This is a genomic window from Streptomyces sp. NPDC005151, assembly GCF_053599875.1.
Genome location: NZ_JBSFYR010000032.1, coordinates 17608 through 42949, shown reverse-complemented (window position 1 = coordinate 42949; position 25342 = coordinate 17608). Strand labels below are relative to the sequence as shown.

Here is a 25342-nt window from a genome sequence, read left to right as displayed (position 1 = left end):
AAAGCCCCGCGAGCACATCCATCGCGCGACGACCGGGCGTCAGCCCCCTCGCGTCTGCGAAACTGGGGCGGAAAGCTCACACAAGCCATGGTGTCGGAGCCTCCGACGGTCTTGCGGACAGGTGTTTCACACCACGCCCGCGGGGGAGGTCACTGGCACGATGATCAGGTTGCGCGGCGGGGCTGTGTCTCCTAAGCAGTAGTCGGATGGATGAGATATGCATCGCGGTGGCGAAGTGGGCGAAGGGACCGACGACCTGGGGCCCGAGCCTGCCCGCCGAGGTCGGCACCGGCGTGAGGCCGAGCGTCGGCAGGGCATACAGGCCGGCAGTGCGCAGTCCGGAAGCGGGAGTGGTGGCCGGGTGGGGGTGACGTACAAATACTTCGGGGCCCCCGACGGGGCCACGGCCGCACGGGTGCCCATTTCCATGCGCCCCGAGGAGCTCGGCGGCGACGAGCTGGGCATGGGCGGCATGTTCACCAAGATCAAACCGGAGACGGTGTCGGCCATGGTCCTCACCGGAATCCAGGGCATACCCCTGCACAAGGTCCCCCCGCTGGAACTGGTCGTCCTGCACCCCGACTACGCCGTGGTCAAACTCCCCATGACGGTCGTCGACCCGCTGCGCGGCGTCGGCGAGGAATCGGTCGGCGCCGCAGCCTTCATCTGGTCCACGGTCCCGGACCGCGGCGGCCCGCGCGACGCGTTCAACGTCTACCAACTGCTGCACGAGTGGCAGGATTTCAGCCATCGTCTGCATGACGCGGGGCATCAGGCGTACTGCCTGGTCTGGCCCTGAGCCGGGGTTCCCGCACGTCCCGACCGCCCCGAGCCGGCCCCGACCCGACCCCGTAGCGCGGCGGTCACTCATGGGCTCTACGGTTCTCCCCTGATCTGGTGCACGCCGCAGGCTGCACGTTCGGGAGGGGAACCATGATCACCAGCGCCGTAACCGCGCGTCTTGTCGCCACATTCACCGCACCCCTGGACCGGGAGCGCGACGCCGCGTACGCCCCGTCCGTTCTGCGGTGGCCGGACCGGCGTCTGCTGATACAGCGGGGCGATGTCGAGGCGGTCGCCGTCGGCCTGGACGACGGGTCCGTCCCGCGGACCCGCTTCCCGGCGCCGTGGCCGCGCCGTTTCGGTACGTTCACGGTGGCGCCGGGCGGGGATCTCGCGGTTTTCTCGGGGGTCCATGCGGTGCGCGCCGTCGATCCGGCGGGCGTGGTGCGCTGGGAGGTGCGGCACGGCTGCTGGGAGGGCGGCTGCCGCGTCCTGCACGAGTCGTACGAGGAGTACGCGGACGACAAGGCGCATCTGTACGCGGACAGCGGCTCGGCGGTGTTCTCCGCGGACGGGTCGCTCGTGTGGGCCCATGTCCGCGGCCCCGTCGCCTCGGCCGGGCCGGATCCGGAAGCGCTGGACGAGTGGCTGGTCATCGATGCCGCCGACGGGCGGGTGCTGGGCCGGGCGGACGCGGAGACCGTGGCCGCGGGCTCGGAGCACGTACCGCACCCGGATCCGGCACAGATGGGGCTGAGCGTCGGCGAGGGCCAGGACGGGGCACCGCTGCTGTGGGGGCGGTGGGACGGGGTGGAGCTCTCCGTGGAGCAGTTCGGCGAGCAGGAGCGGATCCTGACGTCGGTGAGCCCCACGGGTGAGTACTTCCTGACCGTGGCCCACGACCTGGACTCGCTCGCCCTGCACCGGGTCGCGGACGGCGAGGTGGTGGCCGAACTGCAGGCGGAGGACGCCGTGCCCCGTCATCCCGACGCGGATCCGGACGACTATGACGCCGACGACGTGATGTGGGACTACGAGTGCGGATTCCTGGACCGGGAGACCGCGATCACCAGTACGGACCAGGAGGAGGAGTTCGGCCCGGTCCGGCACTGGCTGCTGGAGACGGCGGGAATGCGACCGGCGGGGCAGATCGCGTACCCTTTCCCGGTCTGCGGCACGCCCACGGCGCTCGGCGACGGCACCTGGTACACGGTGTCCAGGGACGGGGATGCCCTGCACGTGTGGACTCCGGACAACCGGAGGGTGTCCGATTGACGCCCGCATCCGGCCATTCATTGGCCGAAGAATGATCTTCAGCCGGCCTGCCGGACATGCCGATGCCCCATACAGCCCGCGTGGTCGCGTACGGGGCATCGACATCGAGGAGGACTGCCATGGGTGACACGCTGCTGGCCCTGTCCATCCCCCTGCTGGTCTTCGCCGGCGGGATCTACGCAGGCTGCGAGAGCTGGTGGCGGCGCCGGCACCCGACGCCGCCATCGCCGTACGCCCATCAGGCGGCCCGCCTCGCCGAGCGCGAGATGGCCGAGGCGGCGAGGGAGATCGTCGACGGGGCGTACGCGAAGCTCGGTGCGCTCTACGGCGCCGCGGGAGCACCGGAACCGGCCGCGCAGAGGCCGACGCCGGCGGAAGCCATCGGCGCCGCAAGCGCCCCGGGCGTCCCCGGGGTCATGCCCGGGGCGGCTGCCACCCCGGGTCGCGGCCGGTCGTACCCAGCATCCGCTCAAAGGGGCTAGCACTGTCCGGTACGGGGAAGGGTTCGCCGTACACCTTCGCCTTCCGCGCGTTCGGCGCCATGTCGGCAACGCCGGGCCCCAGTTCGCGCACCACGGCCTCGTCCGGAACAAATTCCTGCCCGGTGGCGCGCGCCAGGTCCCACGCGTGCACGGTCAGATCGCCCAGCACCATCTGCGCGACGGTTCTGGCGGGGAATCCCATGGAACCCGCGGTCCCCTCGTCCGCACCCGGCGCGCCCCATGCCGCCACCAGCTTGGCCGTCTCCTCGCCGAAGCGGCTGCGCCAGTCGCCGGTGACCGCGGTCGGCCTCGCGCCGAAGTCCGGCTCCTCCCTGGCCGCCAGGGCCTGGAAGTTGACGACCACCTGGAAGAGATGGTCGACCAGGGCCCGTACGTCGTACTCCGTGCACGGGGTGGGGTCGTCCAGCTGGCCGTCGTCGATCCCGCGCACCACAGGGATCGCCCGCTCCGCGGCCGCGTCCAGCAATTCACTGATCTTCTTCATGCTTCAACCGTGCATCCGGCAATCGCCCGCGTCTTGAAGAAACGCGACACGGATGATTCGAACTGTTGTTCGTCATAGGATCGCTGTCATGTCAGGTCCTCGACGCGACAACCGGGGCATCGTCGACGCCCACGAACTCTTCTCGCACGTGCATTTCCGCCGCCGCGAGCCGGCCCCCGGGCTGCGGACGCAGGTGGCGTTCTACTGGCTGATCGAATGGGACCTGCCGGAGCCGTACACCTCGCACGTGGTGCCGCACCCTTCGGTCAACCTGGTCTTCCAGCACTACGAGAGCACCGGCGAGCCCGCCTTCGCGGAGGTCGCGGGCATCGGGCTCCAGCTCTTCAGCCAGAAGCTGGAGGGCCGGGGACGGGTCTGCGGGGTGAAATTCCGGCCGGGCGGCTTCCGGCCGTTCGCACCGGACCACCCGGTGTCGCGGTGGTCGGGCCAACGGCTCATGGCGGACGAGGTCCTCGCCGTACCCGCGCCCGTGGCGGCCGTGCTGGACCCGGCCGAGGAGGACGCACGGGTCGCGGCGCTGGACGCGTACCTGCTGGCGCTCGCCCCGGAACCCGACCCGCAGACCGAGCGCGTGATGGCGCTGGTCGAGCGCGTCCGCACCGACCGCACGATCCGCCGCGTCGACGAACTCGCCCGCACCGAAGGGCTGTCGGCGCGGTCGCTGCAGCGGCTCTTCGCCACCTATGTGGGCGTCGGCCCCAAGTGGGTCATCCTGCGCTACCGCATCCACGAGGCGCTGGAACGCGCCGAGACCGACCCCGAGGTGGACTGGGCCACGCTCGCGGCGGAACTCGGTTACAGCGACCAGGCGCACCTGGTCAGGGACTTCACGACGACGCTCGGAGTGCCGCCGACGGCACTCGCCGGGCGCTGATTGTCAGTGCCGCGTCCTACTGTTGCCGTATGGAGCACACTCCCCCGTCATCGGCGTCTCCCGTACGGATCGAGCCCTGGTCGGACGGCGACCTGGAGCTCCTGCGCCGGGTCAACGCGCCGGAACTGATGGATCATCTGGGCGGTTCCGAGTCGGAGGAACAGCTCATGGTGCGCCACGGCCGCTATGTGGAGCTGAGCGCGGACCGCACGGGCCGGGGCAGGATGTTCCGGATCACCCTGGCCGACGGAAGCGGGGGCGAGGCCGTGGGGACGATCGGGTTCTGGGAGCGCACCTGGCAGGGCCAGGAGGTGTACGAGACGGGGTGGGCCGTCCTCGCCGGCCACCAGGGGCGGGGCATCGCCACGGTCGCGACCAGGGCCGTCGTCGAGCAGGCGCGGGCCGAGCGCAAGCACCGCTATCTGCACGCCTACCCGTCCGTCGACAACGGCGCGTCGAACGCGGTGTGCCGCAGGGCGGGCTTCATCCTGATCGGCGAGTGCGACTTCGAGTACCCGCCCGGCCATGCGCTGCTGACGAATGACTGGCGACTGGACCTCACTCCGGAGCTCGGTTCCGAGCCCGGCCCCGGGATCAGTCCGAATTCCGGGCCAGAGGCTTGTTGAAGCTGAACGCGACAATGTCCAGCCGCTCCCGCAGATAGAAGCGGTGGGCATCGGTGCGATGCGTGCCCGAGTCCAGACTCAGGTCCAGGCAGCCGGCCTCCCGGGCACGCTGCTCCAGATACCCCAGCAGCCGGTGGCCGACACCGGTGGACCGGGCGTGCTCGGCGGTGACCAGATCGTCGACGTACAGCTTGCGGATCTGGCTGGTGTTGTCGACGATCCGCCATCCGGCCGCGCCCACGCATGCGCCGTCGCCGTCGTGGACGACGGTGAAGCGGAGCCCCTGCGAGTACCCCTTGTCGTACACCTCACGGAAGAGGTCCTCTGTCAGATGCGGACGAAGTTCGCGCAGCACGGGAAGAAGGTCCGTGGTCAGTCGGGGGTCGCCGGGTTCGAGGTCGGTGATCTTCATGCGGGAACTGTAGGCGCAGCCCCGGGGGCTTGCGAGGGGCTGATCGATCCGGAGGCGCCGCCCGGGGTCGCCTTCCATGTCCTGGACGAGGGCGACCCGGGCGCGGGTGGCCGCATCACCACGCACTACCGCGTCGTGCCGTAACCGGCAGCCCTCACGGCCTCCCCCGCGGTAGGGAGTGGATCAGCGAGCGGCGTCATGCGGCTTCGATGGCACGGCGGAGGACGGAGTCGACGCGGAGCGTCGGTGACCGACGACAACGCCGCAAGCAAAGTCGCAGGGCGTCGGGAGCCCACTCTTTACCGCGAGGCAGGCCGTCAGCCCGGCGTGACCCGCGGGCCCGCCCAAAACGTTTGACGGGCGGGCCCTCCTCATGGATATTTATCTGCGCGACGCAGCTTATGCGTTACGCACAAAATAACTGAAGGAGCTCACCCCGTCATGCTCACTCTCGTCACCGGAAGCCGCGGCCGCGTCGGTTCCGCACTCGTTTCGCTCCTGCACCGCGATGGCCACGCCGTGCGCGCCGCCTCCCGCGACCCCGCCCGGCTCGACCCGCCCGCCGGAGTGCCGGCCCTGGCATGCGATCTCACCGATCCCGCCACCTTCGCCCCCGCGCTGGACGGCGTCGGCTCCGTCTTCCTGTACGCCGAACCGGCCGGGATCGACTCGTTCCTCACCCGGGCGGAGGCAGCCGGAGTCCGGCACATCGTGCTGCTCTCCTCCAGCTCGGTACTCGGCCCGGACGCGCAGGAGAACCCGATCGCCCGCTCCCACCATGCGGTCGAGCAGGCGCTCGCCGCCTCACCGCTCACCACGACTTTCCTGCGCCCGGGCGCCTTCGCGACCAACGCGTACCAGTGGTCCGCGGCGGTACGGAGTCACGGCGTCGTGGACCTGCCCTACCCGCGCAGTCACACCAGCCCGATCCATGAGGCGGACATCGCCGAGGCCGCCCTCGCGGTCCTCACCGAGCACCGGCTGCAGGGCTCGGCGTATCACCTGACCGGCCCCGAATCGCTCACAGCCGCCGAACAGATCGGCCTGCTGGCGGCGGCTTCGGGGCGCCCCGTCACGGTCAACGCCGTGAGCCGGTCGGCCTGGAAGAAGTCCGTGATCCCGTACGTCCCCGAGGAGGTCGCCGAGGGACTCCTCAGTTACTGGGCGTCCACGGACGGTTCACCGGCCGAGGTGACCGGCGAGACCGAGAAGCTGACCGGCCACCCGGCCCGTACGTTCGCCGCCTGGGCCGAGGAGCACGCTGACGCGTTCCGCGCCTGAGAGCCTGTCCACCCGTCTCCGGCTGCACCTCGCCCGTGCATTCCCTGGCTCACGCAGACCGCCCGGTGGCATGCTGACGACGTGAACGGACCGGAGATCCACCTGGAAGTCGCCCCTGAACTGCGGCTCTTCGTTGCCCATGAACGCCGCGACGGACGCACGTCGGTGACCACCGACGGCGCCTCGACGCTCGGCCATGTCGTGGAATCGCTCGGCGTCCCGCTCACCGAGGCCGGCCAACTGCTCGTGGACGGCCGCCCCGTCCCCGTCTCGCACATCCCGGGCGCGGGCGAACTGGTCCAGGTGCGCGCGGTGGCGCGCCCCCAGCGCGTCGAGGGCGCGCCGCTGCGCTTCCTGCTCGATGTCCACCTCGGCACGCTCGCCCGGCGGCTGCGGCTGCTGGGCGTCGACGCCGCGTACGAGAGCGAGGACCTCGGCGACCCGGCGCTGGCCGCCCTGTCGGCGAAGGAGCAGCGGGTACTTCTCTCCCGGGACCGGGGACTGCTGCGGCGGCGGGAGATCTGGGCAGGGGCGTACATCTACAGCGACCGTCCGGACGATCAGCTGCGGGACGTGCTGGAGCGGTTCGCACCGGAGCTGGCCCCGTGGACCCGGTGCACGGCCTGCAACGGGCCGCTGACCGACGCGGACAAGGAATCCGTCCGGGAGCAGCTGGAGCACGGCACACAGCAGTCGTACGACGTCTTCGCGCAGTGCACGGAGTGCGGTCGGGTGTACTGGCGCGGCGCCCACCACTCCCACCTGGAGACGATCGTCGCCGACGCGGTGCTCGAGTTCGGCGCCCGGGATCAGGCCGGTCCGGGCCGGTAGGGCTGTCCGGCGGGGCACGGCCGGACACGATCCGCACGTCACACCTGACGAATCGCCCTACGACTCGCCCTACGACGCGCCTTGCGCCGGATCGAACTCCCCGCTCCGCAGCCGCGCGATCTGGCCCGCACCGAGCTCGACCGTCCGCCGCATATGAGCGATGAGGAGTGCCACCTCGTCGTCGTCGTACGCCTCGAACATCGCCGCCCAGTCCCCACTCAGCCTCTCCCAGACCGCGCCGAACTCCGCCATCCGCTCCGGCACGGTCGCGACGAGCACCCGCCGCCGGTCCGCCCTGTCGCGCTCGCGCGTCACATAGCCGGCCCGTTCCAGCCGGTCGACGAGCCGGGTCGCCGACCCGGTGGTGAGCCCGGTCAGCTCCGCGATACGTCCGGTAGTGACGGGTTCCGCTTCGAGGCCGAGCAGGTTGAGGCACTGCAGATCGGTGGGGTGGATCCGCAGATGGTCGGCGACGGCCTGATTGAAGAGGGCGTACGCGGCCATGTAGCGGCGCGACTCGGTGGACAGCTCGGCCAGCAGAGCACTGCGCCGGACCGGGGACTTCTGCGGCATGCAGAGAGTGTACGAAGCAGACACTGCCCCTGCGTCATCCCCACGGGCCCGGACCACCGCGCCACCAGAGGTCAGAAGACGTACTCGTCACCGGTGGCGGGCGCCAGCACCTCATGCCGGTTGTTGCCGGGGTTCCGGTCGGTCGCACCACCGTTCCAGACGGTGTCGATCCGTACGACCACCTCGTTCGGCCGCCCCGCGAGCTGCAGCTCGAGCGCGAGCTGGCGGCCGGCCCACCCGTCCGCCCTCAGCGGACCCGTCCGGCACAGTACGGTTCGGGCGCTCGCCTGCAGACACTCGACCGGCATCTCCTGCCGGCCACTGAGGGGCACCGAGAAGCGGAACCGTACGGTCACACTCGCCAGACTCGACGGACCGTGGTTCTCGCTGTGCAGCCAGACCCCGAGCCCCCTGCCCCACAGCGAGACATGCCCGTGGTGCGAGACGTCCGCCTCCCGCGCCACCCGCCGGTCCACCGGCGCGGGCACGGGCCCCGTCGCGACCGCCTGTCCCGCCCCCCATGCCGCTGTCGACACCGTTGCCGCCATCGCCGCCGCGGCGGAGACCGCCAGACGAGCCTTACGCGTGACTACCATGCCCTGAAGATACCGATCGCCCCGAATTATCCGTATTTACACACCGGTTCCGCGCTCCACTCCACCCGCTTGCCCGATCGGGCGCCGACCGCCGACCACGCCGACACCCGCCGGACTCCGGCGGCGCCGCTCTCCCCGCCCCGGCCACCTCGGGAAACGCGGCCGCCGGACGCCCCGTACAGCGCGGCCGCCGAACGGAACCTCGCGCCGCCTGCCTATCCTGACCCCGTACCGATCAGATGTCCGAGGAGTCGAGTCCGCATGGCCGCCACCCCCATCGCCGTCATCACCGGAGCGAGCAGCGGCATCGGTGCCGCGACCGCCCGGCAGCTGTCCGCCGCCGGCTACCGCGTCGTCCTGACCGCCCGCCGCAAGGACCGCATCGAGGCGCTCGCCGCCGAGATCAACGAGGCGGGCCACGAGGCCACGGCGTACGCCCTGGACGTCACGGACCGCGAGGCGGTCGACGACTTCGCCACCGCCTTCCGCTCTCTCGCCGTCCTCGTCAACAACGCGGGCGGCGCGCTCGGCGCGGACCCGGTCGCCACCGGCGACCCGGCCGACTGGCGCCAGATGTACGAGACGAACGTCATCGGCACGCTCAACGTCACCCAGGCCCTGCTCCCCGCCCTCACCGCGGGCGGCGACGGCACGATCGTGATCCTTTCCTCGACGGCGGGCCTGTCCACGTACGAGGGCGGCGGTGGCTACGTGGCCGCCAAGCACGGCGAACACGTCCTCGCCGAGACCCTCCGCCTGGAGATCGTCGGCACCCCGGTCCGCGTCATCGAGGTCGCCCCCGGCATGGTCAGGACGGAGGAGTTCGCCACCACCCGCTTCCGCGGCGACACCGAGAAGGCCGCCAAGGTCTACGCCGGCGTCGACGCCCCCCTCACCGCCGACGACGTGGCCGACACGATCACCTGGGCCGTCACCCGCCCCAGCCACGTCAACATCGACCTCCTGGTGGTCCGCCCCCGCGCCCAGGCGTCCAACACCAAGGTCCACCGCACGCTCTGAGGCCATCGGCCCGCACGGAAGAGCCCCGGACCACCACCACCACAGGGTCCGGGGCTCGTCTTCGTAGCGGCGTCAAGGGCACTCAGCCCTTCACGCACACCACCTGCTTCAGCTTCGCGACGACCTCCACCAGGTCCCGCTGCCGCTCGATGACCTGCTCGATCGGCTTGTACGCCCCCGGGATCTCGTCCACGACGCCGGAGTCCTTACGGCACTCCACACCCCGCGTCTGCTCCTCCAGGTCCCGCGTCGAGAAGCGCCGCTTGGCCGCGCTGCGGCTCATCTTCCGGCCGGCACCGTGCGAGGCCGAGTTGAACGACTTCGCGTTCCCGAGCCCCTTCACGATGTACGAGCCGGTGCCCATCGACCCCGGAATGATGCCGAAGTCACCCGAACCGGCACGGATCGCCCCCTTGCGGGTGACCAGCAGATCCATGCCCTCGTACCGCTCCTCCGACACATAGTTGTGGTGGCAGGAGATGACCGGTTCGAAGGCGACCCGGGCCTTCTTGAACTCCTTGCGGACGACGTCCTGGAAGAGCCCCATCATGATCGCGCGGTTGTGCTTCGCGTACTCCTGGGCCCAGAACAGGTCGTTCCGGTACGCCGCCATCTGCGGGGTGTCCGCGATGAAGACCGCCAGGTCACGGTCGATCAGACCCTGGTTGTGCGTCAGCTTCTGCGCCACCCCGATGTGGTAGTCGGCGAGCTCCTTGCCGATGTTCCGGGACCCGGAGTGCAGCATCAGCCACACCGAACCCGACTCGTCGAGGCAGAACTCAATGAAGTGGTTTCCGGATCCAAGCGTTCCCATCTGCTTGGTGGCACGTTCATGACGGAATTTGACCGCCTCCGCAATCCCGTCGAACCGTCCCCAGAAGTCGTCCCAGCCCGCGGTCGGGAAGCCGTGCAGCCGGCCGGGGTCCACGACGTCGTCATGCATGCCCCGGCCCACCGGAATGGCCTGCTCGATCGTCGACCGAAGCCGCGACAGGTCGCCCGGAAGGTCATTGGCCGTCAGGGAGGTCTTCACCGCGGACATGCCGCACCCGATGTCCACTCCCACCGCCGCCGGGCAGACCGCACCACTCATCGCGATCACCGAACCGACGGTCGCGCCCTTGCCGTAATGCACGTCGGGCATGACGGCCAGCCCCTTGATCCAGGGCAGCGTGGCAACGTTCCGCAGCTGCTGCATCGCACCGTCCTCGACCGAAGCCGGGTCGGCCCACATGCGGATGGGGACCTTCGCCCCCGGCACCTCTACGTACGACATAGGTCCTCAATTCCCCCGAAAAGACTGAAAGCGCAAAACCGGTGCCAAGGTCGGCAAAAGAGTCGGCCGACCGGCAATTACAGCGGCGCGTGCGATACACATTGTGTCCACCGGCCGCCATCGAGCGGCAACTTCTTTTCGCTCGAAGGGAGCCCGGACCGTGCGACGAATGGCGTACGTACCCGGCGTCGCACTCCTCGCAGTGCTGACCGCCGGCTGCACCGGTGGCACCGGTACCGAAGGCCCCGCCGCCGACAGCAAACCCGGCAGCCCGAGCATCGCCGCCGCCCCGGCGGGCAAGTACCGCACGCTTCCCGAGCCCTGCCGCTCCATCACGCGATCCACGCTGAAGGACCTGCTTCCGGGCATCGCCGAACTGCCGGAGAACCAGCAGGAGAAGGCGTACACGGGCACGGCCGCCGTCACCTATGACACCGACCGCCGGGTCGGCTGCCAGTGGAAGTCGCAGGCCGCGGCCTCGTCCCGTTCCGTCGTGCTCGACTTCGAGCGCGTCGTCTCGTACGACACCTCGGTGAGCGACGAGGACCGCGCCCGCGAGGTGTACGGGAAGAAGGAGACCGCGGCCCACCTGCCGTCCGGCACCTTCGCCCCCGACGACGCGGGGAAGGTGACGGCCTCGCCGTCGGACTCGCCGTCGGACTCCCCGTCGGACTCCCCCTCCGGCTCGGCACAGGACACCGGCGGCGACGCGGGCGCGGGCTCCGCGGACCTCCGTCCGCGCACGCTCGACGGCCTCGGAGATGCCGCATTTCTGGACGATCTGCTCACTCGGGCAGGATCCAGTGCACAACACCGCACGGTGAGCGTGGTATTCCGCACATCGAACGTCATCGTGACCGTCCGGTACGCCGAGCAGCCCGCCCTCGCGAGCCAGGCCCCGGACAGCAAGGAACTGCAGGAGAAGGCCCAGGCACTGGCCCGGAAGCTGGTCGACAAGTTCAGCGAATAGCCCGCCGCCGGGTGCCCCCGACCCGCACCGCGCCGGTCGGCGGAGCGTCCGGCCGAGGCGGCATCCGGCCGCCGTCCGTCGTACCGTGGCCCTCCGGAACACCTGCCCGAGCACCATGCCACCCGCCCGTCGCGCCACCCGAGTGAAGGAACCATGCACCGATCAGCCCCGCGACTCACCCGCATACTCGCCTGCGCCGCCGTTCCGGTGATGCTCGTCGTCGCCGGCTGCTCGTCGGACTCCGACAGCAAGGAGAAGTCGGGCTCGCCCTCGGCCTCCGCTCCGAGCGCACAGAAGACGGAGGCGACGGTCGAGCCGGCGAAGTTCGCCGAGCTGCCCGACCCGTGCGACGCGATCTCCGCGAAAACGATCACCTCGCTGGTGCCCAAGGCCAAGAGCAAGGCCGGTGCGCCGGCCCGGTCCAGCGACACCTCGGCGCGCGCCGGCTGTTCCTGGAACGGCCTCGACGACAACGGCGTCAAGGGCTCGCAGTACCGCTGGCTCGACGTCGGCTTCACCCGCTTCGAATCGGACCAGGCGCTCGGCAGCGGCGCCGAGCGCGCCCAGGAGGACCTCGCGAACCAGGTCGCCAAGACCAAGGCGACCGAGGGCGCCAAGAAGGTCGTCGAAGCCCCCGTCAGCGGTATCGGTGACCAGGCCACCCTGGTCACGTACGACCTCACCAAGACAAAAGAGGACTTCAAGTACGCGACGGTCGTGGCCCGTACGGGGAACGTCGTCGTCACCCTGACCTACAACGGCGCGGGTTACGCGGGCTCGAAGACCCCGTCCGGCGACGACATCCTGAAGGGCGCCGAGAAGGCCGCCAAGGAGACCGTCGCGGCGGTCGCCGAAGCCAACGGGAAGAAGTCGAGCCCGCCCGCGGGCACGTCGAAGTCTCCGACGGCGACGAAGTCCGCGGCGTCCGCGAAGTCCGGGTCGTCCGCGAAGTCAGGATCGTCCCCGAAGTCGACGCAGTCGACGAGCTCCCGCAAGTCGACGAAGTCCGCGGCACGCACGTCGTAACACCGCACCACCGCCCGCCGGGCATTCCCGCAAGGGCCACGGCAGGTACCCCAACAACCCTGCGCAGAAGCAGTTTTACGAAGCCCGGCCCTCCCCCGAGAGCCGGGCTTCGCCCCTCCCCGCGCACCGCACCCCACGCGCATGTGCCAGGCTGTGCCCGCCAGAAGTCGAAGTCGGGAACGCAGGGAGGGGATCGCGGGTGGCCGCGATGCAGCTGACACGCACGCACCGGATACTCATCGGGGTCGTCGTCGCCGGCGCGGCAGTCATCGCCGCGATCGGCTTCGCGGGCTCGTACGCCGCGGTGCGCGCGCTCGCAGAGCAGAAGGGCTTCGGGAACTTCTCCCTGGTCTTCCCGATCGGCATCGACGCGGGCATCTGCGTACTGCTGGCGCTGGACCTGCTGCTGACCTGGATGCGGATCCCGTTCCCGCTGCTGCGCCAGACGGCCTGGCTGCTCACCGCCGCGACGATCGCCTTCAACGGCGCCGCGGCCTGGCCGGATCCGCTGGGCGTCGGCATGCACGCGGTGATCCCGGTGCTGTTCGTGGTCGCCGTCGAGGCCGCCCGGCACGCGGTCGGCCGGATCGCCGACCTCACGGCCGACAAGCACATGGAGGGTGTCCGCCTCACCCGCTGGCTGCTCTCCCCGGTCCCGACGTTCAAGCTGTGGCGCCGGATGAAGCTGTGGGAGCTGCGTTCGTACGAGCAGGTCATCAAGCTCGAACAGGACCGGCTGATCTACCAGGCGCGGCTCCAGGCCCGCTTCGGCCGCAACTGGCGCCGCAAGGCGCCGGTCGAGTCCCTGATGCCGCTGCGGCTGGCGAAGTTCGGTGTCCCGCTGGCCGACACCGGCCCGGCCGGGCTGGCCGCAGCGGGCATCGAACCGGCCCTGCTGCCGCCGGCTCCGGCGGCCGTCGAAACGGTGCCCCCTCAGCCCGAACTGCCGTACACCGCACAACAACAACAGCAGCAGTACGCCGAGCCCCGGCAGCACCCGCAGCAGCCCCAACAGCCCCAACAGCCCCAACAGCCCCAACAGCCCCAACAGCAGTACGCCCACCCCTCCGACCCGGCCGCCGAGGATTGGCCCCCGGAGGGCCCCGGCGCGCACGAGAGCCCCTGGTTCGCGGCGCCGCAGGTCCCGGAGGGCGCGTACGAGGGCGCGTACGACCCCACGTATGCCGAGGGCCTGGAGCCCACCCCGGTCATGATCCCGTCGGGCCCGGGCGGCCGCACCCGTCCCCTGGGCGACGTGGGCACGATCGGCGCGGTCCCTCACCCCCGCAGCGAGGAACCCCTCCCGGAGCAGCTGGAGCAGCCGCAGGGCCTGCCCCAGGAGCAGCCACAGCGCCTGCCCCAGGAGGAGCCGCAGCCCCAGCAGGAAGCTGATCCGGCGGAGTGGGCCGAGGCGGAGATCGAGTTCGGCAACACCGCGTACGAGGTGTTCTCCGACCTCACGCACGAGCACCAGGTCCACCCGAGCGCCGAGGTCCTCGACATAACGCTCTCGGACGTCCACGGCGTCAGTCACCCGCGCAGCACGGCCCTGCTCCGGCGCCTGCTCCCGGGCTTCAAGCAGCGCTTCGACAACGAGATGGCCGAGAACCACATCGCGTAACAACCCCCGAGTCCGTCCGCCGCACGAGAACGGACCGGGACCGGCAGAACGAAGGGCCGTCACCCGCATCACCGGGTGACGGCCCTCCGTACGACCGGCTCCTACGCGCCCAGCAGCTTCCGCACCCGGTCCGCGCCGACGGCCAGCAGCAGCGTGGGCAGCCGCGGACCGGTGTCACGGCCGACCAGGAGCTGGTACAGCAGCACGAAGAACGACCGCTGCGCGGCCTTCAGCTCGGGCGTCGGCTTGGCGTCCGGCTCCAGCCCCGCGAGGTTCTTCGGCACCCCGTAGACGAGCGTCGTGAGTCCGTCCAGCGACCAGTGCGTGTCCAGCCCGTCCAGGAGCAGCCGCAGCGACCGGCGCCCCTGGTCGTCCAGCGAGCCGAGCAGTTCCTTGTCCGGCTCGTCGCGGACGATGGTGCGGGCGTCGGCGGGGACCTGGTTGGTGATCCAGTTCTCCGCGCGGTCGAGGCGCGGCCGCGCCTCGTCGAGCGAGCCGATCGGGTTCTCCGGGTCCAGCTCGCTCAGGATGCGCAGCGTCTGCTCGTCGTGGCCGGCGGTGATGTCGACGACGGACGCGAGCGTGCGGTACGGCAGCGGGCGCGGCGTGCTCGGCAGCTCACCGGCGGCCGTGCCGATGGCACGCGCGTACGCGGCGGCGTCGGCGGGCAGCACGGAGCCGTCGGCGACCTTGCGCGCCAGCGAGTCCCACTCGTCGTACAGCCGCTGGATCTCCTGGTCGAAGGCGATCTTGAAGGACTGGTTGGGCCTGCGGCGCGCGTACAGCCAGCGCAGCAGCGGTGCCTCCATGATCTTCAGCGCGTCGGCCGGGGTCGGTACGCCGCCCTTGCTGGAGGACATCTTCGCCATGCCGGAGATGCCGACGAAGGCGTACATCGGGCCGATCGGCTGCACACCGTCGAAGATCTCGCGGACGATCTGGCCGCCGACGACGAACGACGAACCGGGCGAGGAGTGGTCCACGCCGCTGGGCTCGAAGATCACTCCTTCGTATGCCCAGCGCATCGGCCAGTCGACCTTCCAGACCAGCTTGCCGCGGTTGAACTCGCTCAGCCGGACGGTCTCGGCGAAGCCGCAGGCGGTGCAGGTGTAGTTCATCTCGGTCGTGTCGTCGTCGTACGACGTGACCGTGGTCAGGTCCTTCTCGCAGTTGCCGCAGTAGGGCTTGTACGGGAAGTAGCCGGCCGAGCCGCCGCTGCCGTCGTCCTCGCTCGCCGCGCCGGAACCCGCCTCGGCCTCCACCTCGGCCTCGTCGGCCTTCTTCTGCTGCTGCGGCTTCTTGCCGCCCTTTGCGCCTGCCGCCGGGTCCTTCTTCGTGCGGTACCGGTCGAGGACCGCGTCGATGTCGGCGCGGTGCCTCATCGCGTGCAGGATCTGCGCGCGGTACGTCCCCGCCGTGTACTGCTCCGTCTGGCTGATGCCGTCGTACTCGACACCCAGGTCGTCCAGCGCAGCCGTCATCGCGGCCTTGAAGTGCTCCGCCCAGTTCGGGTACGCGGACCCGGCCGGTGCGGGCACGGACGTCAGCGGCTTGCCGATGTGCTCGGCCCACGACTCGTCCACGCCGGGGACGCCGGCCGGAACCTTCCGGTACCGGTCGTAGTCGTCCCACGAGATCAGGTGGCGGACCTCATGCCCCCGGCGGCGGATCTCGTCCGCGACCAGGTGCGGGGTCATGACCTCGCGGAGGTTGCCGAGGTGGATCGGGCCCGACGGGGAAAGACCGGACGCGACGACGACCGGTTTGCCAGGCGCACGACGCTCCGATTCGGCGATGACATCGTCCGCGAAGCGGGAGACCCAGTCGGCCTCGGTGCTGCTCTGACTCTGAGCCACGGTCGGCACGTCCTTCTCTCTGGTAGGGCTCGTAGGGGCACCGTCCATTCTCCCAGGTCCCACCGGCAGCGCGAAAACGGCTTTACAGTGCGTGGGATACTGGGCGTGATCCCTTGTACCCCTACGGAAACGGCAGCCATCCCATGGCCTCGGTCAATTCCCTCGCTTCCACGCTCCAGCAGCAGCTCGCGGACGCCCTGACGGCAGCACTGCCGGATGCCGGCACCGCGGACCCGCTGCTGCGCCGAAGCGACCGGGCCGACTTCCAGGCCAACGGGATCCTGGCCCTCGCCAAGAAGCTGAAGGGCAACCCGCGCGAGCTGGCGTCCCAGGTGACGGCCGCGATCCCGGCGGGCGACCTGATCAAGGAGATCGAGGTCTCCGGCCCCGGCTTCCTGAACATCACGCTCAGCGACAAGGCCATCATCGAGACCCTCGCCGCGCGCGCCGCGGACGACGAGGGCCGGCTCGGTGTGCCGTACGCGCAGAACGCCGGCACGACGGTCGTCGACTACGCGCAGCCGAACGTGGCCAAGGAGATGCACGTCGGGCACCTCCGCTCCGCGGTGATCGGTGCCTCGATGGTGGAGGTCCTGGAGTTCACGGGTGAGAGCGTGGTCCGGCGCCACCACATCGGCGACTGGGGCACCCAGTTCGGCATGCTCATCCAGTACCTGATCGAGCACCCGCAGGAGCTCGACCACCGGGGCGGCGAGGAGCAGGACGGCGAGGCCGCCATGTCCTCGCTGAACCGGCTCTACAAGGCGTCGCGGGCGCTCTTCGACTCCGACGAGGAGTTCAAGGCCCGCTCCCGGGACCGGGTGGTGGCGCTCCAGGCCGGTGACGAGGAGACGGTCACGCTCTGGCAGCGGTTCGTCGACGAGTCGAAGATCTACTTCTACTCGGTCTTCAACAAGCTCGACATGGAGATCCGCGACCCCGACATCGTCGGCGAGTCCGGCTACAACGACATGCTCGAGGAGACCTGCCGGATCCTGGAGGAGACGGGCGTCGCCGTCCGCTCCGAAGGTGCGCTGTGCGTCTTCTTCGACGACGTGAAGGGCCCGGACGGCAACCCGGTCCCGCTGATCGTCAAGAAGACGAACGGCGGCTACGGCTACGCGGCGACCGACCTCTCCGCGATCCGTGACCGGGTCCAGAACCTCAAGGCCAGCACCCTGCTGTACGTCGTGGACGCGCGGCAGTCGCTCCACTTCAAGATGGTCTTCGAGACGGCCCGCCGGGCAGGCTGGCTGAACGAGGACGTGAAGGCGCACCAGCTGGCGTTCGGCACGGTCCTCGGCAAGGACGGCAAGCCGTTCAAGACCCGTGAGGGCGAGACGGTCCGGCTGGTCGACCTGCTCGACGAGGCGATCGAGCGGGCGACGGCCGTCGTGCGCGAGAAGGCCGAGAAGGTCGGCCTGACCGAGCAGGAGATCGTCGAGAACGGCGAGTACGTCGGTATCGGCGCGGTGAAGTACGCCGACCTCTCCACGTCCGCCGTCCGGGACTACAAGTTCGACCTGGACCAGATGGTGTCGCTGAACGGCGACACGTCCGTGTACCTCCAGTACGCGTACGCCCGTATCAAGTCCATCCTCCGCAAGGCGGGCGAGACCCGGCCGGTCGCGCACCCGGAGCTGCAGCTGGCCCCGGCCGAGCGGGCGCTGGGTCTGCACCTGGACCAGTTCGGCGAGAACCTCGCCGAGGTGGCGTCGACGTACGAGCCGCACAAGCTGGCCGCGTACCTGTACCAGCTGGCCTCGCTCTACACGACGTTCTACGACCAGTGCCATGTGCTGAGCGACGACAACCCCGCCGAGATGGTCGAGAACCGGCTCTTCCTCTGCGACCTGACCGCCCGCACCCTCCACCGGGGCATGGCGCTGCTCGGCATCAGGACGCCCGAGCGCCTCTGACCGGGACGTCCGCCGTACGCACCGGCCCGGTGGCCGTGACCGCTAGTCCCACTCCTTGGTCACCCACTGGGCCGTGTCGGACTGGTACATGTACTTCGGCCTCGTCTGGATGCTGCTGGTACGGAACGGCTTCCCGCCATCGTCGATGCGCAGCGTCCCCTCCCGGCCGCCGCTGCTCCACTCCAGCTCCAGGTACCAGCTGACGTCGTGCCCTTCGACATGGGCATTGAGGTCGAACACCTCCACATCGGTGGAGGACACCCGGAACGGGAAGTTCTCCGGCGGCACCCGCACGTCCCCCTGCTGACCCGCCACCGGGGTGAGGGTCGGCCGGCTGTCGTCGAGGTCGATGTGGAAGGACTGCGGTGTGATGCCGCTCCCGCAGCCCTCCCCCATCGAGTACGCCGACCACGCCAGCGGCGCCTTCCGGGACAGCGTCCGCACATGCAGTCCGTTCAGCACGACGGCCTGCCCCGACTTCCCCTGCACGGTGAGTTCGAGCAGCATGCTGCCGCCGTCCACCCCGCCGAGCGCCCTGGCCCAGCCGCGGGTGTCCTGCGGTGCGGGCGGCGGAGGCACGTCCTCCGGCTTCTGGTCCAGGACGTAGTGCTGGCCGCAGGGCTCTTCCCAGTTGTACGAGCTGATGGTGGCGCTCAGCGGCACGCCCCCGCTCTGCTGCCCACCCGACCCGGCTCCCGTGCCGTGTCTCCCGGACGTGGCGGTTCCATGGCCGGGCGCCGGGGACGAGGCACTCGCCGTACCGGCCGGGGTCGGCGTACCCGACTTCTTCCCCCCACCGGGCGGAGCGGTGAGGCTCGCGTCGAGGCGGGGCCGGGTGGAGACGGGCCCGTCCGGGTCCTTTGCGTCCACGGCGGGGGCGTTGCTGAGATCGTCCATGTCCGTACCCGACAGATTGCTGACGACGATCGAGGTGGGCACGGTCAGCGCGACGACGGCGACGGCCGCGAGCAGCACGCGCGCCCGTGCGGAGGCCAGGAACCGCCCTGGCCGGCTCGCCCCACCGGCCGAGATCGCGGGTTCGGGTTCGGGTTCGGGTTCGGGTTCGGGTTCGGGTTCGGGCGTGAGCTCGGACGCGTCGCCACCAGCCCCGGCCCCAGCCCCAGCCTCGGAGCCACGAACCGCCTCCGGCCCCGAGTCGGAAACCATGTCCGAAACCGCATCCCGCACCGGCTCCGCAGGAGCAGAAACAGCCGCAGGAGCAGGAGGAGGAGGAGGAGGAGGAGGAGGAGGAGGAGGAGGAGGAGGAGCAGCCGCGGCAGGGCGTCTCCGGGCCGCATCCGCCACGATCCACCGCCGGTGCAGCTCCACCAGCTCCTCCGGGGTCGCCGCACACAACCGCGCCAGCCGTTCCACCGGGGCGTACTCGTTCGGCACCGCATCGCCGTTGCAGTACCGGTGGAGCGTCGACGTGCTGACGTGCAGTCTCCCGGCGAGAACCCCGTAGCTGCACCCCGAACGGTCCTTCAGTTCCTTCAGCAGAGCCGCGAATTCCCCGGCCTCCGGCGTCGCCACTTCGGCGTTCCCCCTCCTGGTCCGTCCCGGAACACCGTTCCAGGGACGTGGAATCTGCCCAGGTCACAGTACGCGCAGGCATTCCAGCTTCCCCAATGGGCTGTTCGGCGTTGCGGTCGGATTCCGCCGCCCCGCAATCTGTGAACACACCGCGGCGACCACCGGGACAACGCAGTGCGAATCCACTCCCGCATCGAGCTCGTCGATGCCGTGGCCATCGGAGTGGTGATCGTGTCCACCGCGATCGTCATGGTCCTGATCTGCCACCACTGACTGAACAACCTCACCAACACACACGGGGAGCACCACCATGCGCAGCAACCACATCCGCACGACCGCCCTCGCCGCGACCGCCCTCCTGGCCGCCCTCTCGCTCACCGCCTGCAGTGACAACGGCAACGGTGACAACGGCAACGCAGGAGCGGCGGCTCCGGCAGGGAGCACCAGCGACCAGCAGTCCCCGGCCGCCGCCACGCCGGACACGCGCAAGGACGCCAAGGACGCCGACAGCGCGACGTCCAAGACCCCCGCCGAGAACACGGCGGCCGACTCCAAGGGCTCCACCTCCCGCACGGGCGGCCAGAAGAGCAACACCGGCGCCACCGGCAACAGCAGCAGCTCCCCCGTCACCTGCATCGGCGAGAACACCAAGGTCACCGTCAGCAAGGTGAGCCGCCCTATCAACCACCTGCTGCTCACCATGACCAACACGGGCTCCCGCGCTTGCAACGCGTACCACGCGCCCAAGCTCCGGTTCGACGACGCGCAGTCCGTCTTCCGGATCCTCGACGACAGCCGGCCGCAGGCCGTGGTCACTCTCGCCCCGGGCCAGTCCGCGTACGCCGCCATCGGGCTGACCGGCGAGCCCGACGGGAAGCCGCAGTACAAGGGCACCCACCTCACGGTGCACTTCTCCGCCAAGGACCCCTCGGGCTCCACGGGCACCGCCCCGGACGAGCTGACCCTCCCGGCCGACACCTACTGGGACGACCAGGGCTTCGTCACCTACTGGCAGAGCGACATGGCCGACGCCCTCACGTACTGAGCGGACTGACCGCTCAGACCGCACGGGCCGCACGGAGTCTGCGGTCTGCCCTTCCAGGAAGGGCAGTTGATCATAGAGACGGGGGGCAACTCGACGGAGGGGAGCCGGCCCCTCATCCGCGCACCTGCGTCGGCGCATTGCCGCCGACGCAGGTGCGCGGTGACGTCTAGCATCGGCCCCATGGCGATGTTCGTGCACCTGACACCCACAGCGAACGCGGCCCGCATCCGCCGCTCCGGGATACGGGCCATCAGCCACGGCCGCGACGGATCGCGGGGCCTGTTCTGCTTCCCCGTCCTCCCGTCGTACACCCTCACCCACCAGTGGCTGCGCGAACTCGCCCGGCATGGCGGGCCCCGCGGCCTCGTCGCCGTACACATACGTCTTCCGGACGGCGAACCCGTCACGGTCGGCCGCTACAACGACCGCCCCGGGCAGGGCCCCACGGCAACCACAGCGAGCGAAGCCGTACGCCGCATCGCCGACCTGGACGACCCGCGCGGCTGGGAAGTGTTCGTCCCCAGAGCCGTCACCACACGCGAAGTGCACCGCCTCCGCGCCGTCAAGCAGGTCACCGGCTGGCGGTACTTCCCCGACTCCAACGGCACGACACCCTGCACCTGTTACGGATGCAGAGTGCGCGGCGAATACGGCTCGCAACGCCTGCGCGAACGCCGCCCGCACCCCCTCGACGGCCCGGCCCCCACCACCCCGGTCCTCCTGCGGCAGATCGCCGCAGCGGGCGACCCCGGCGACCCCACCAAGCTCTGCGAGACGCTGCACTGGTTCGGCCTCCGCCGACGAGGCCCGGTCGACCAGCTGGCGCACCTCGCCGGCCACCCGGCCCCACAGGTCCGCGTGGCGCTGGTCGAAGCAGTCGCCGGATGGTCGACGCCCGGCGTCCAGGAACTCCTCCACCGACTCGGACAGGACCCGCACCCGGACGTCCGCGAGGCCGTCGAGTTCACCCGGCCCGTTCAGCCCTGACCGAACTCGCACCACACGACCTTGCCGGGCTCCCGCTCCCCCACACCCCACAGATCCGCCAGCGCCTCCACGATCAGCAGCCCCCGCCCCGACTCCCCGTCCGGCTCCCGCACCCCCGGCTCACCGTCCCCGCTGTCGTGGACCTCGACCCGCAGCTGCCCCTGCTCCCCCAGCCACAGTCGCACCCGGTACCCGCGCCCCGGCGGCACCCCGTGCAGCACCGCGTTGGTCGCCAGCTCGCTCACACAGAGCAGGACGTCATCGGTCCGCGCCTCGCCGAACCCCCAGTCGGCAAGCGCAGCGCGTACGAACTCCCTGGCCGCACGGACCGACCGACGCTCACGCCGGTAGAATCGCTCGCGCAGCAACGGGAGTTCCATCGTCTCATTCATGAAGCGAGCGTCACACTCAGTGACTACGCTGATGCAGTACGCGAACCCGTACAAATTTGTTGTACGGGTCGTGCGCGCGTGAAGTACGGACGAGGGTGGAAGTCGAACCGCATGCACCCCAGGAAGCGACAGCGCAGGAACGCGTCGGCCATGAAACTCGTAGGCAAACTGGTCGGCGTGTTCCGCGCGGCGGCCAACCTGACCCAGGCCCAGCTCGCGGACCGGGTACTCCTCCAGGTGGAGACCATCGCCTCCATCGAACAGGGCAGACGCGCCCTGCTGCCGGACCTGGCACGGGAGTTGGACCGGCTGCTGGAGACGAAGGGGGCGCTGGAGACGGCGGTGGAGAACATGCCGGAGGTGGATCTGATCCCGGCGTGGGTCGAGCAGTATTTGGATCTGGAACGGGAAGCACTCGCGCTCTCCTGGTACGACAACCAGGTCGTTCCCGGACTTCTTCAGACAGAGGCGTACGCGCGTGCAGTGTTCCGTAATCGGGTCCCGGTCTTCAGCGAGGAAAAGATCGAGAGTCAGACGTCGGCGCGCCTGGAGCGACAAGAAATCCTGCAACGCAGGGAGCCCCCAACAATCAGCTTCGTGATCTGGGAGCCAGTCGTGAGACTTCAACTCCTCGATGAAGAGGGGCACGCAGAGCAACTGCGCTGTCTGCGCACGTGCGCAGCGCTCCCGGGCATTTGCCTCCAGGTCCTTCCGCTGCACCGTCGCACTCATGCCGGTCTCGACGGCCCCTTCACGCTGCTGGAAACACCGGACTACCAGCACGTCGCATACTCCGAAACGCAGCGTGGCAGCCTGCTTGTCTCCGACCCCGATGAGGTCAGCATCCTGGCCCAGAAATATGCGATGCTGCGAGCTCAGGCCCTCAGCCCTGAGGACACAGTGGGCCTGTTGGACCATCTGCTGGGAGAGCAATGAGCACTGCGCGTAAGTGGTTCAAGTCCAGCTACAGCGGCAGCGAGGGCGGGCAGTGCCTCGAAGTCGCCTACGACTGGCGGAAGTCCAGCTACAGCGGCGACGAAGGCGGCGCCTGCGTCGAGGTAGCCACCCACCCCACCGTCATCCACGTCCGCGACTCCAAGAACCCCGACGGCCCCACGCTCACCGTCGCGCCCACCACCTGGACGGCCTTCGCCGGCTTCGCCGCCGACCGGCGACTCGTCTGAGCCCACGGGAGGGATACCACCACCATGGCTGTCATCCACCGCACCACACTGACGCCCACCAAGCTGGAACTCCTTGCCACCTGGCTGCCCGCGCAGCCCTGGTACCGCGGCAAGGGACAGCAGCCCGAACTGGCCAGGGCCGGCGGATTCCGGCTGGACGACCCGGAGGGCGAGGTGGGGATCGAGTTCATGGCGGTCACCGACACGTCGGGGGACCAGCCGGTCACGTACCAGGTGCCGTTCAGCTATCGCGGCGCACCGATCGCGGGCGCCGACGCAGCGCTCATCGGCACCACCGAGCACGGGGTGCTGGGGCAGCGGTGGGTGTACGACGGAACGCGTGACCCGGTCCTCGTCGCCCAACTGTTCGCGCTGATCGTCGGCGAGGCAGAGCCGCAGATGCAGAGCACCAGCGACACCCCCGACCCATCCGTCATCGGTTGGTTCGCGGAGTCCGGCGCCACAGCGGCGATCGCCTCCACGACCGTGACCGACGACCCGAGCGGTACGGATCTCCTCGTGGAGACGGCAACGGACGGGCACCGGCTGGCCATCCACATCAATCGCGTTCTCCAGCCCGGTCGGGACACCGTCGGGCAGGAGGTCCTGGGGCACATCACCGCGGGCTGGCCACTGCCCGACGGGACGACGGCGCGGGCCGTGTTCGCCGTCGTTCACCCCGCACACCCGTAGCTCCACGAGCCGTATCAGCGCGGCTGTCAGTGACCGCGTCTAGAGTCGCGACCATGGCGACGCTCCCGAACCCGCTCCCGACCCTGGCCACGTCAGGGCTTCACCTCCCGCCCGGTGCCCTGGTCGACGTGACGATCGACGGCCCGTGGCACGAACCGCTGCTCTGGGTGGCCGACGAGCCCGCCTCCCCGGGGACGTGGGACGATCTGCGCGCGGCCGGGCGGGCGGTGGGGCTGCTTCCCGTGCTGATCGACGGCGGCCGGCGCGACCAGTGGCCCGACACCTGGGATCTGGACCCGGACAGTACGTCGTACCCCGGTGACCACGATGCCGAGGAAGTGCTCGGCGAGTACTGGGACGACTGCGCACCCGACGAACTCGACGCCGACGAAGACGAATGGCCGGGTCTGGCACCTGTCCCGGCCGCCGAGGAGCGCGAGTCCCCCGACGATCTGGCGGCCGAGATCGCGGACGAGTGCGGCGGTCCGGACGGTTGGTTCCCCGGCACGCGGGCGGCGCTCGTCCCGGCCCGCCGCAGTGCGGACATACCGGCGGCGATCGGCTGGTCGGGACCGGCCAACCACGAGAACGACGTGGCCCGTCTCTGCGCGGTGCTCCGCTCGTGGGAGGACCGCTTCGGCATACGGGTCGTGGTGCTGGGCTTCGACACCCTGACCGTCTCGGTCGGGCGACCGCCCACCACTCTCGCGGAGGCACAGGCGGTCGCCGCCGAACACTTCGCGTTCTGCCCGGACAACATCGAGCAGAACCCGCCGTACGACCTGGACGTCTACGCCGAGAAGAGGGTCCTCAACCAGGAGACCTGGTCATTCTGGTGGGACTGACGGGGGCTCCCGCCGACCCGTACCGGAACGTTGAGAGCGATGCCTCATGCTCCAGGGGCGGCGGATGAGTACGACGACTCATGTGACTTATGCGAGCACCCGATTGAATCGCACGCATGACCGACAACGTGATGGACGACCACCCCCGGCATGCCTGGATCGCGTCGCTGATCTCCACGATCGTGACGCTTCCGCTCGCGCTCATCGCACTTGCTCACACCATGCTCTCGCCGATGGCCTGCGACTCCTGCTCAGAAGCCGAATCAGACCGGTTCACCAAGAGCTTCGATCCCGCGTGGGGGGTGTTCTGCTCCGGTCTGGCCCTGGCCGTGATCGCCCTGATCGCGAGCTGGTCCTCCACCCGGCGCAGACCGCCGGCCTGTGTCCTGCTCGCCGTACTCGCCCCCGCCACGGTGGTGCTCGGGTGGGTGGTGTTCATGGCCATGGTCGACTGGCCCTGAGTTTCTCTGGGCCTCGCGGGGGCGTCAGCGGACCTTGAGCAGGTCGCGGAGTTCGCTCACGTGGGCCCGGACGTCACGTTCGCGGATGTCGGGTTCGATGGTGGAACCGGTGGAGCCGGTGGTGGCCTCCGGAGCGACGGCCGTGCCGTCGGCGGCCCGGCGGCACGGGCGGCAGAGGCCGTCGGGGAGCGCCTCGACCTCGGCCGGGCGGCGGCCCGCATCCTCATGGCATGGGGCCGCAACCCGGATCACCGG

At 70.0% G+C, this 25342-nt stretch carries 28 protein-coding genes; 19 read left to right on the top strand and 9 right to left on the bottom strand.

The annotated features are described in order from the left end of the window. Positions 1 to 217 precede the first annotated feature (217 nt). The 3 genes from ACWD6R_RS19000 to ACWD6R_RS18990 all read left to right on the top strand — a co-directional run bounded on the left by ACWD6R_RS19000 (position 218) and on the right by ACWD6R_RS18990 (position 2540). Entirely contained in the window at positions 218 to 799 is a 582-nt protein-coding gene (locus ACWD6R_RS19000) for a hypothetical protein (protein WP_451819730.1), read from the top strand. A gap of 134 nt (positions 800 to 933) precedes the next feature. Then, complete coding sequence (locus ACWD6R_RS18995; protein ID WP_451819729.1) at positions 934 to 2058, top strand: hypothetical protein; 1125 nt, start codon at positions 934 to 936, stop codon at positions 2056 to 2058. Positions 2059 to 2177: 119 nt separating this feature from the next. After that, positions 2178 to 2540, top strand: a complete 363-nt coding sequence (locus ACWD6R_RS18990; protein ID WP_451819728.1) for a hypothetical protein — start codon at positions 2178 to 2180, stop codon at positions 2538 to 2540. Here the strand turns inward: ACWD6R_RS18990 and ACWD6R_RS18985 are convergent. Continuing rightward, positions 2473 to 3045, bottom strand: coding sequence for a TIGR03086 family metal-binding protein (locus tag ACWD6R_RS18985; protein WP_451819727.1), 573 nt, complete (start codon positions 3043 to 3045; stop codon positions 2473 to 2475). The two genes, ACWD6R_RS18990 and ACWD6R_RS18985, sit on opposite strands and share 68 nt — an antisense overlap. Before the next feature lie 88 nt (positions 3046 to 3133). Here ACWD6R_RS18985 and ACWD6R_RS18980 point away from each other — a divergent pair, with 88 nt between their 5' ends. Both ACWD6R_RS18980 and ACWD6R_RS18975 read left to right on the top strand, forming a co-directional pair. Beyond that, on the top strand, positions 3134 to 3940 hold the full coding sequence (locus ACWD6R_RS18980) for an AraC family transcriptional regulator (protein WP_451819726.1): 807 nt from the start codon (positions 3134 to 3136) through the stop codon (positions 3938 to 3940). A 29-nt stretch (positions 3941 to 3969) separates the two neighbouring features. Then, a complete protein-coding gene (locus ACWD6R_RS18975) occupies positions 3970 to 4566 on the top strand; it encodes a GNAT family N-acetyltransferase (RefSeq protein ID WP_451819725.1) in 597 nt (198 codons plus the stop codon). Here ACWD6R_RS18975 and ACWD6R_RS18970 read toward each other — a convergent pair. Beyond that, a complete protein-coding gene (locus tag ACWD6R_RS18970) occupies positions 4535 to 4978 on the bottom strand; it encodes a GNAT family N-acetyltransferase (RefSeq protein ID WP_451819724.1) in 444 nt (147 codons plus the stop codon). The genes ACWD6R_RS18975 and ACWD6R_RS18970 overlap by 32 nt on opposite strands. Before the next feature lie 441 nt (positions 4979 to 5419). Here ACWD6R_RS18970 and ACWD6R_RS18965 point away from each other — a divergent pair, with 441 nt between their 5' ends. Both ACWD6R_RS18965 and ACWD6R_RS18960 read left to right on the top strand, forming a co-directional pair. Further along, entirely contained in the window at positions 5420 to 6259 is an 840-nt protein-coding gene (locus ACWD6R_RS18965; protein WP_451819723.1) for an SDR family oxidoreductase, read from the top strand. Positions 6260 to 6340: 81 nt separating this feature from the next. Next, complete coding sequence (locus ACWD6R_RS18960; RefSeq protein ID WP_451819722.1) at positions 6341 to 7090, top strand: Mut7-C RNAse domain-containing protein; 750 nt, start codon at positions 6341 to 6343, stop codon at positions 7088 to 7090. Between the two features lie 69 nt (positions 7091 to 7159). Here the strand turns inward: ACWD6R_RS18960 and ACWD6R_RS18955 are convergent, their stop codons facing one another. Together ACWD6R_RS18955 and ACWD6R_RS18950 are read right to left on the bottom strand one after the other, a co-directional pair. Further along, positions 7160 to 7663, bottom strand: a complete 504-nt coding sequence (locus ACWD6R_RS18955; RefSeq protein ID WP_451819721.1) for a MarR family winged helix-turn-helix transcriptional regulator — start codon at positions 7661 to 7663, stop codon at positions 7160 to 7162. Between the two features lie 71 nt (positions 7664 to 7734). After that, positions 7735 to 8259, bottom strand: coding sequence for a hypothetical protein (locus ACWD6R_RS18950; RefSeq protein ID WP_451819720.1), 525 nt, complete (start codon positions 8257 to 8259; stop codon positions 7735 to 7737). A gap of 261 nt (positions 8260 to 8520) precedes the next feature. Here ACWD6R_RS18950 and ACWD6R_RS18945 point away from each other — a divergent pair, with 261 nt between their 5' ends. Further along, positions 8521 to 9279 carry an SDR family NAD(P)-dependent oxidoreductase gene (locus tag ACWD6R_RS18945; protein ID WP_451819719.1) on the top strand — a complete coding sequence of 253 codons (759 nt, stop codon included), beginning with the start codon at positions 8521 to 8523 and terminating at the stop codon, positions 9277 to 9279. Positions 9280 to 9361: 82 nt separating this feature from the next. Here ACWD6R_RS18945 and ACWD6R_RS18940 read toward each other — a convergent pair whose 3' ends face one another. Beyond that, positions 9362 to 10555 carry an RtcB family protein gene (locus ACWD6R_RS18940; protein WP_451819718.1) on the bottom strand — a complete coding sequence of 398 codons (1194 nt, stop codon included), beginning with the start codon at positions 10553 to 10555 and terminating at the stop codon, positions 9362 to 9364. A 169-nt stretch (positions 10556 to 10724) separates the two neighbouring features. On the opposite strand from ACWD6R_RS18940, the gene ACWD6R_RS18935 reads away from it, so the two are divergent. The 3 genes from ACWD6R_RS18935 (at position 10725) to ACWD6R_RS18925 (ending at position 14172) form a co-directional block, all read left to right on the top strand. Further along, positions 10725 to 11525 (top strand): DUF3558 domain-containing protein, encoded by an 801-nt coding sequence (locus tag ACWD6R_RS18935; RefSeq protein WP_451819717.1) that lies wholly within the window; start codon positions 10725 to 10727, stop codon positions 11523 to 11525. A gap of 153 nt (positions 11526 to 11678) precedes the next feature. Next, on the top strand, positions 11679 to 12551 hold the full coding sequence (locus ACWD6R_RS18930) for a DUF3558 family protein (protein WP_451819716.1): 873 nt from the start codon (positions 11679 to 11681) through the stop codon (positions 12549 to 12551). Between the two features lie 199 nt (positions 12552 to 12750). Then, positions 12751 to 14172 (top strand): DUF2637 domain-containing protein, encoded by a 1422-nt coding sequence (locus ACWD6R_RS18925; RefSeq protein WP_451819715.1) that lies wholly within the window; start codon positions 12751 to 12753, stop codon positions 14170 to 14172. A 101-nt stretch (positions 14173 to 14273) separates the two neighbouring features. Here ACWD6R_RS18925 and lysS read toward each other — a convergent pair whose 3' ends face one another. After that, complete coding sequence (gene lysS / locus ACWD6R_RS18920) at positions 14274 to 16037, bottom strand: lysine--tRNA ligase (RefSeq protein ID WP_451819714.1); 1764 nt, start codon at positions 16035 to 16037, stop codon at positions 14274 to 14276. 134 nt (positions 16038 to 16171) lie between these two features. Here lysS and argS point away from each other — a divergent pair, with 134 nt between their 5' ends. Then, positions 16172 to 17947 carry an arginine--tRNA ligase gene (gene argS, locus ACWD6R_RS18915; protein WP_451819713.1) on the top strand — a complete coding sequence of 592 codons (1776 nt, stop codon included), beginning with the start codon at positions 16172 to 16174 and terminating at the stop codon, positions 17945 to 17947. A gap of 42 nt (positions 17948 to 17989) precedes the next feature. Here the strand turns inward: argS and ACWD6R_RS18910 are convergent, their stop codons facing one another. Beyond that, positions 17990 to 19480 carry a helix-turn-helix domain-containing protein gene (locus ACWD6R_RS18910; RefSeq protein WP_451819712.1) on the bottom strand — a complete coding sequence of 497 codons (1491 nt, stop codon included), beginning with the start codon at positions 19478 to 19480 and terminating at the stop codon, positions 17990 to 17992. A 310-nt stretch (positions 19481 to 19790) separates the two neighbouring features. Here ACWD6R_RS18910 and ACWD6R_RS18905 point away from each other — a divergent pair, with 310 nt between their 5' ends. Both ACWD6R_RS18905 and ACWD6R_RS18900 read left to right on the top strand, forming a co-directional pair. Continuing rightward, the gene (locus ACWD6R_RS18905) at positions 19791 to 20525 is read left to right on the top strand and encodes a DUF4232 domain-containing protein (protein WP_451819711.1); all 735 of its coding nucleotides are present in this window, start codon (positions 19791 to 19793) and stop codon (positions 20523 to 20525) included. Positions 20526 to 20705: 180 nt separating this feature from the next. Continuing rightward, positions 20706 to 21512 carry a HEAT repeat domain-containing protein gene (locus tag ACWD6R_RS18900; RefSeq protein ID WP_451819710.1) on the top strand — a complete coding sequence of 269 codons (807 nt, stop codon included), beginning with the start codon at positions 20706 to 20708 and terminating at the stop codon, positions 21510 to 21512. Here ACWD6R_RS18900 and ACWD6R_RS18895 read toward each other — a convergent pair. Beyond that, positions 21503 to 21904, bottom strand: coding sequence for an ATP-binding protein (locus tag ACWD6R_RS18895; RefSeq protein ID WP_451819709.1), 402 nt, complete (start codon positions 21902 to 21904; stop codon positions 21503 to 21505). The genes ACWD6R_RS18900 and ACWD6R_RS18895 overlap by 10 nt on opposite strands. Before the next feature lie 150 nt (positions 21905 to 22054). Between ACWD6R_RS18895 and ACWD6R_RS18890 the strand changes: the two genes are divergently transcribed. The 5 genes from ACWD6R_RS18890 to ACWD6R_RS18870 all read left to right on the top strand — a co-directional run bounded on the left by ACWD6R_RS18890 (position 22055) and on the right by ACWD6R_RS18870 (position 25087). Further along, entirely contained in the window at positions 22055 to 22840 is a 786-nt protein-coding gene (locus ACWD6R_RS18890) for a helix-turn-helix domain-containing protein (RefSeq protein WP_451819708.1), read from the top strand. Further along, complete coding sequence (locus tag ACWD6R_RS18885; RefSeq protein WP_451819707.1) at positions 22837 to 23088, top strand: DUF397 domain-containing protein; 252 nt, start codon at positions 22837 to 22839, stop codon at positions 23086 to 23088. The genes ACWD6R_RS18890 and ACWD6R_RS18885 overlap by 4 nt, the downstream gene beginning before the upstream one ends. A gap of 24 nt (positions 23089 to 23112) precedes the next feature. Further along, on the top strand, positions 23113 to 23781 hold the full coding sequence (locus ACWD6R_RS18880) for a maltokinase N-terminal cap-like domain-containing protein (RefSeq protein WP_451819706.1): 669 nt from the start codon (positions 23113 to 23115) through the stop codon (positions 23779 to 23781). Between the two features lie 53 nt (positions 23782 to 23834). Next, positions 23835 to 24626, top strand: a complete 792-nt coding sequence (locus ACWD6R_RS18875; protein WP_451819705.1) for a DUF4253 domain-containing protein — start codon at positions 23835 to 23837, stop codon at positions 24624 to 24626. Between the two features lie 116 nt (positions 24627 to 24742). Then, entirely contained in the window at positions 24743 to 25087 is a 345-nt protein-coding gene (locus ACWD6R_RS18870; RefSeq protein ID WP_451819704.1) for a hypothetical protein, read from the top strand. Positions 25088 to 25111: 24 nt separating this feature from the next. On the opposite strand, the gene ACWD6R_RS18865 is transcribed toward ACWD6R_RS18870, so the two are convergent. Next, entirely contained in the window at positions 25112 to 25339 is a 228-nt protein-coding gene (locus ACWD6R_RS18865) for a hypothetical protein (RefSeq protein ID WP_451819703.1), read from the bottom strand. Between the last annotated feature and the right edge of the window lie 3 nt (positions 25340 to 25342).

Excerpts from the sequence above, each read along its gene's own strand:
- ACWD6R_RS19000 (WP_451819730.1), top strand. The coding sequence starts at position 218 with ATGCATCGCGGTGGCGAAGTGGGCGAAGGGACCGACGACCTGGGGCCC.
- ACWD6R_RS18995 (WP_451819729.1), top strand. The coding sequence starts at position 934 with ATGATCACCAGCGCCGTAACCGCGCGTCTTGTCGCCACATTCACCGCA.
- ACWD6R_RS18990 (WP_451819728.1), top strand. The coding sequence starts at position 2,178 with ATGGGTGACACGCTGCTGGCCCTGTCCATCCCCCTGCTGGTCTTCGCC.
- ACWD6R_RS18985 (WP_451819727.1), bottom strand. The coding sequence starts at position 3,045 with ATGAAGAAGATCAGTGAATTGCTGGACGCGGCCGCGGAGCGGGCGATC.
- ACWD6R_RS18980 (WP_451819726.1), top strand. The coding sequence starts at position 3,134 with ATGTCAGGTCCTCGACGCGACAACCGGGGCATCGTCGACGCCCACGAA.
- ACWD6R_RS18975 (WP_451819725.1), top strand. The coding sequence starts at position 3,970 with ATGGAGCACACTCCCCCGTCATCGGCGTCTCCCGTACGGATCGAGCCC.
- ACWD6R_RS18970 (WP_451819724.1), bottom strand. The coding sequence starts at position 4,978 with ATGAAGATCACCGACCTCGAACCCGGCGACCCCCGACTGACCACGGAC.
- ACWD6R_RS18965 (WP_451819723.1), top strand. The coding sequence starts at position 5,420 with ATGCTCACTCTCGTCACCGGAAGCCGCGGCCGCGTCGGTTCCGCACTC.
- ACWD6R_RS18955 (WP_451819721.1), bottom strand. The coding sequence starts at position 7,663 with ATGCCGCAGAAGTCCCCGGTCCGGCGCAGTGCTCTGCTGGCCGAGCTG.
- ACWD6R_RS18950 (WP_451819720.1), bottom strand. The coding sequence starts at position 8,259 with ATGGTAGTCACGCGTAAGGCTCGTCTGGCGGTCTCCGCCGCGGCGGCG.
- ACWD6R_RS18945 (WP_451819719.1), top strand. The coding sequence starts at position 8,521 with ATGGCCGCCACCCCCATCGCCGTCATCACCGGAGCGAGCAGCGGCATC.
- ACWD6R_RS18940 (WP_451819718.1), bottom strand. The coding sequence starts at position 10,555 with ATGTCGTACGTAGAGGTGCCGGGGGCGAAGGTCCCCATCCGCATGTGG.
- ACWD6R_RS18935 (WP_451819717.1), top strand. The coding sequence starts at position 10,725 with ATGGCGTACGTACCCGGCGTCGCACTCCTCGCAGTGCTGACCGCCGGC.
- ACWD6R_RS18930 (WP_451819716.1), top strand. The coding sequence starts at position 11,679 with ATGCACCGATCAGCCCCGCGACTCACCCGCATACTCGCCTGCGCCGCC.
- argS (WP_451819713.1), top strand. The coding sequence starts at position 16,172 with ATGGCCTCGGTCAATTCCCTCGCTTCCACGCTCCAGCAGCAGCTCGCG.
- ACWD6R_RS18905 (WP_451819711.1), top strand. The coding sequence starts at position 19,791 with ATGCGCAGCAACCACATCCGCACGACCGCCCTCGCCGCGACCGCCCTC.
- ACWD6R_RS18900 (WP_451819710.1), top strand. The coding sequence starts at position 20,706 with ATGGCGATGTTCGTGCACCTGACACCCACAGCGAACGCGGCCCGCATC.
- ACWD6R_RS18895 (WP_451819709.1), bottom strand. The coding sequence starts at position 21,904 with ATGAATGAGACGATGGAACTCCCGTTGCTGCGCGAGCGATTCTACCGG.
- ACWD6R_RS18890 (WP_451819708.1), top strand. The coding sequence starts at position 22,055 with ATGAAACTCGTAGGCAAACTGGTCGGCGTGTTCCGCGCGGCGGCCAAC.
- ACWD6R_RS18885 (WP_451819707.1), top strand. The coding sequence starts at position 22,837 with ATGAGCACTGCGCGTAAGTGGTTCAAGTCCAGCTACAGCGGCAGCGAG.
- ACWD6R_RS18880 (WP_451819706.1), top strand. The coding sequence starts at position 23,113 with ATGGCTGTCATCCACCGCACCACACTGACGCCCACCAAGCTGGAACTC.
- ACWD6R_RS18875 (WP_451819705.1), top strand. The coding sequence starts at position 23,835 with ATGGCGACGCTCCCGAACCCGCTCCCGACCCTGGCCACGTCAGGGCTT.
- ACWD6R_RS18870 (WP_451819704.1), top strand. The coding sequence starts at position 24,743 with ATGACCGACAACGTGATGGACGACCACCCCCGGCATGCCTGGATCGCG.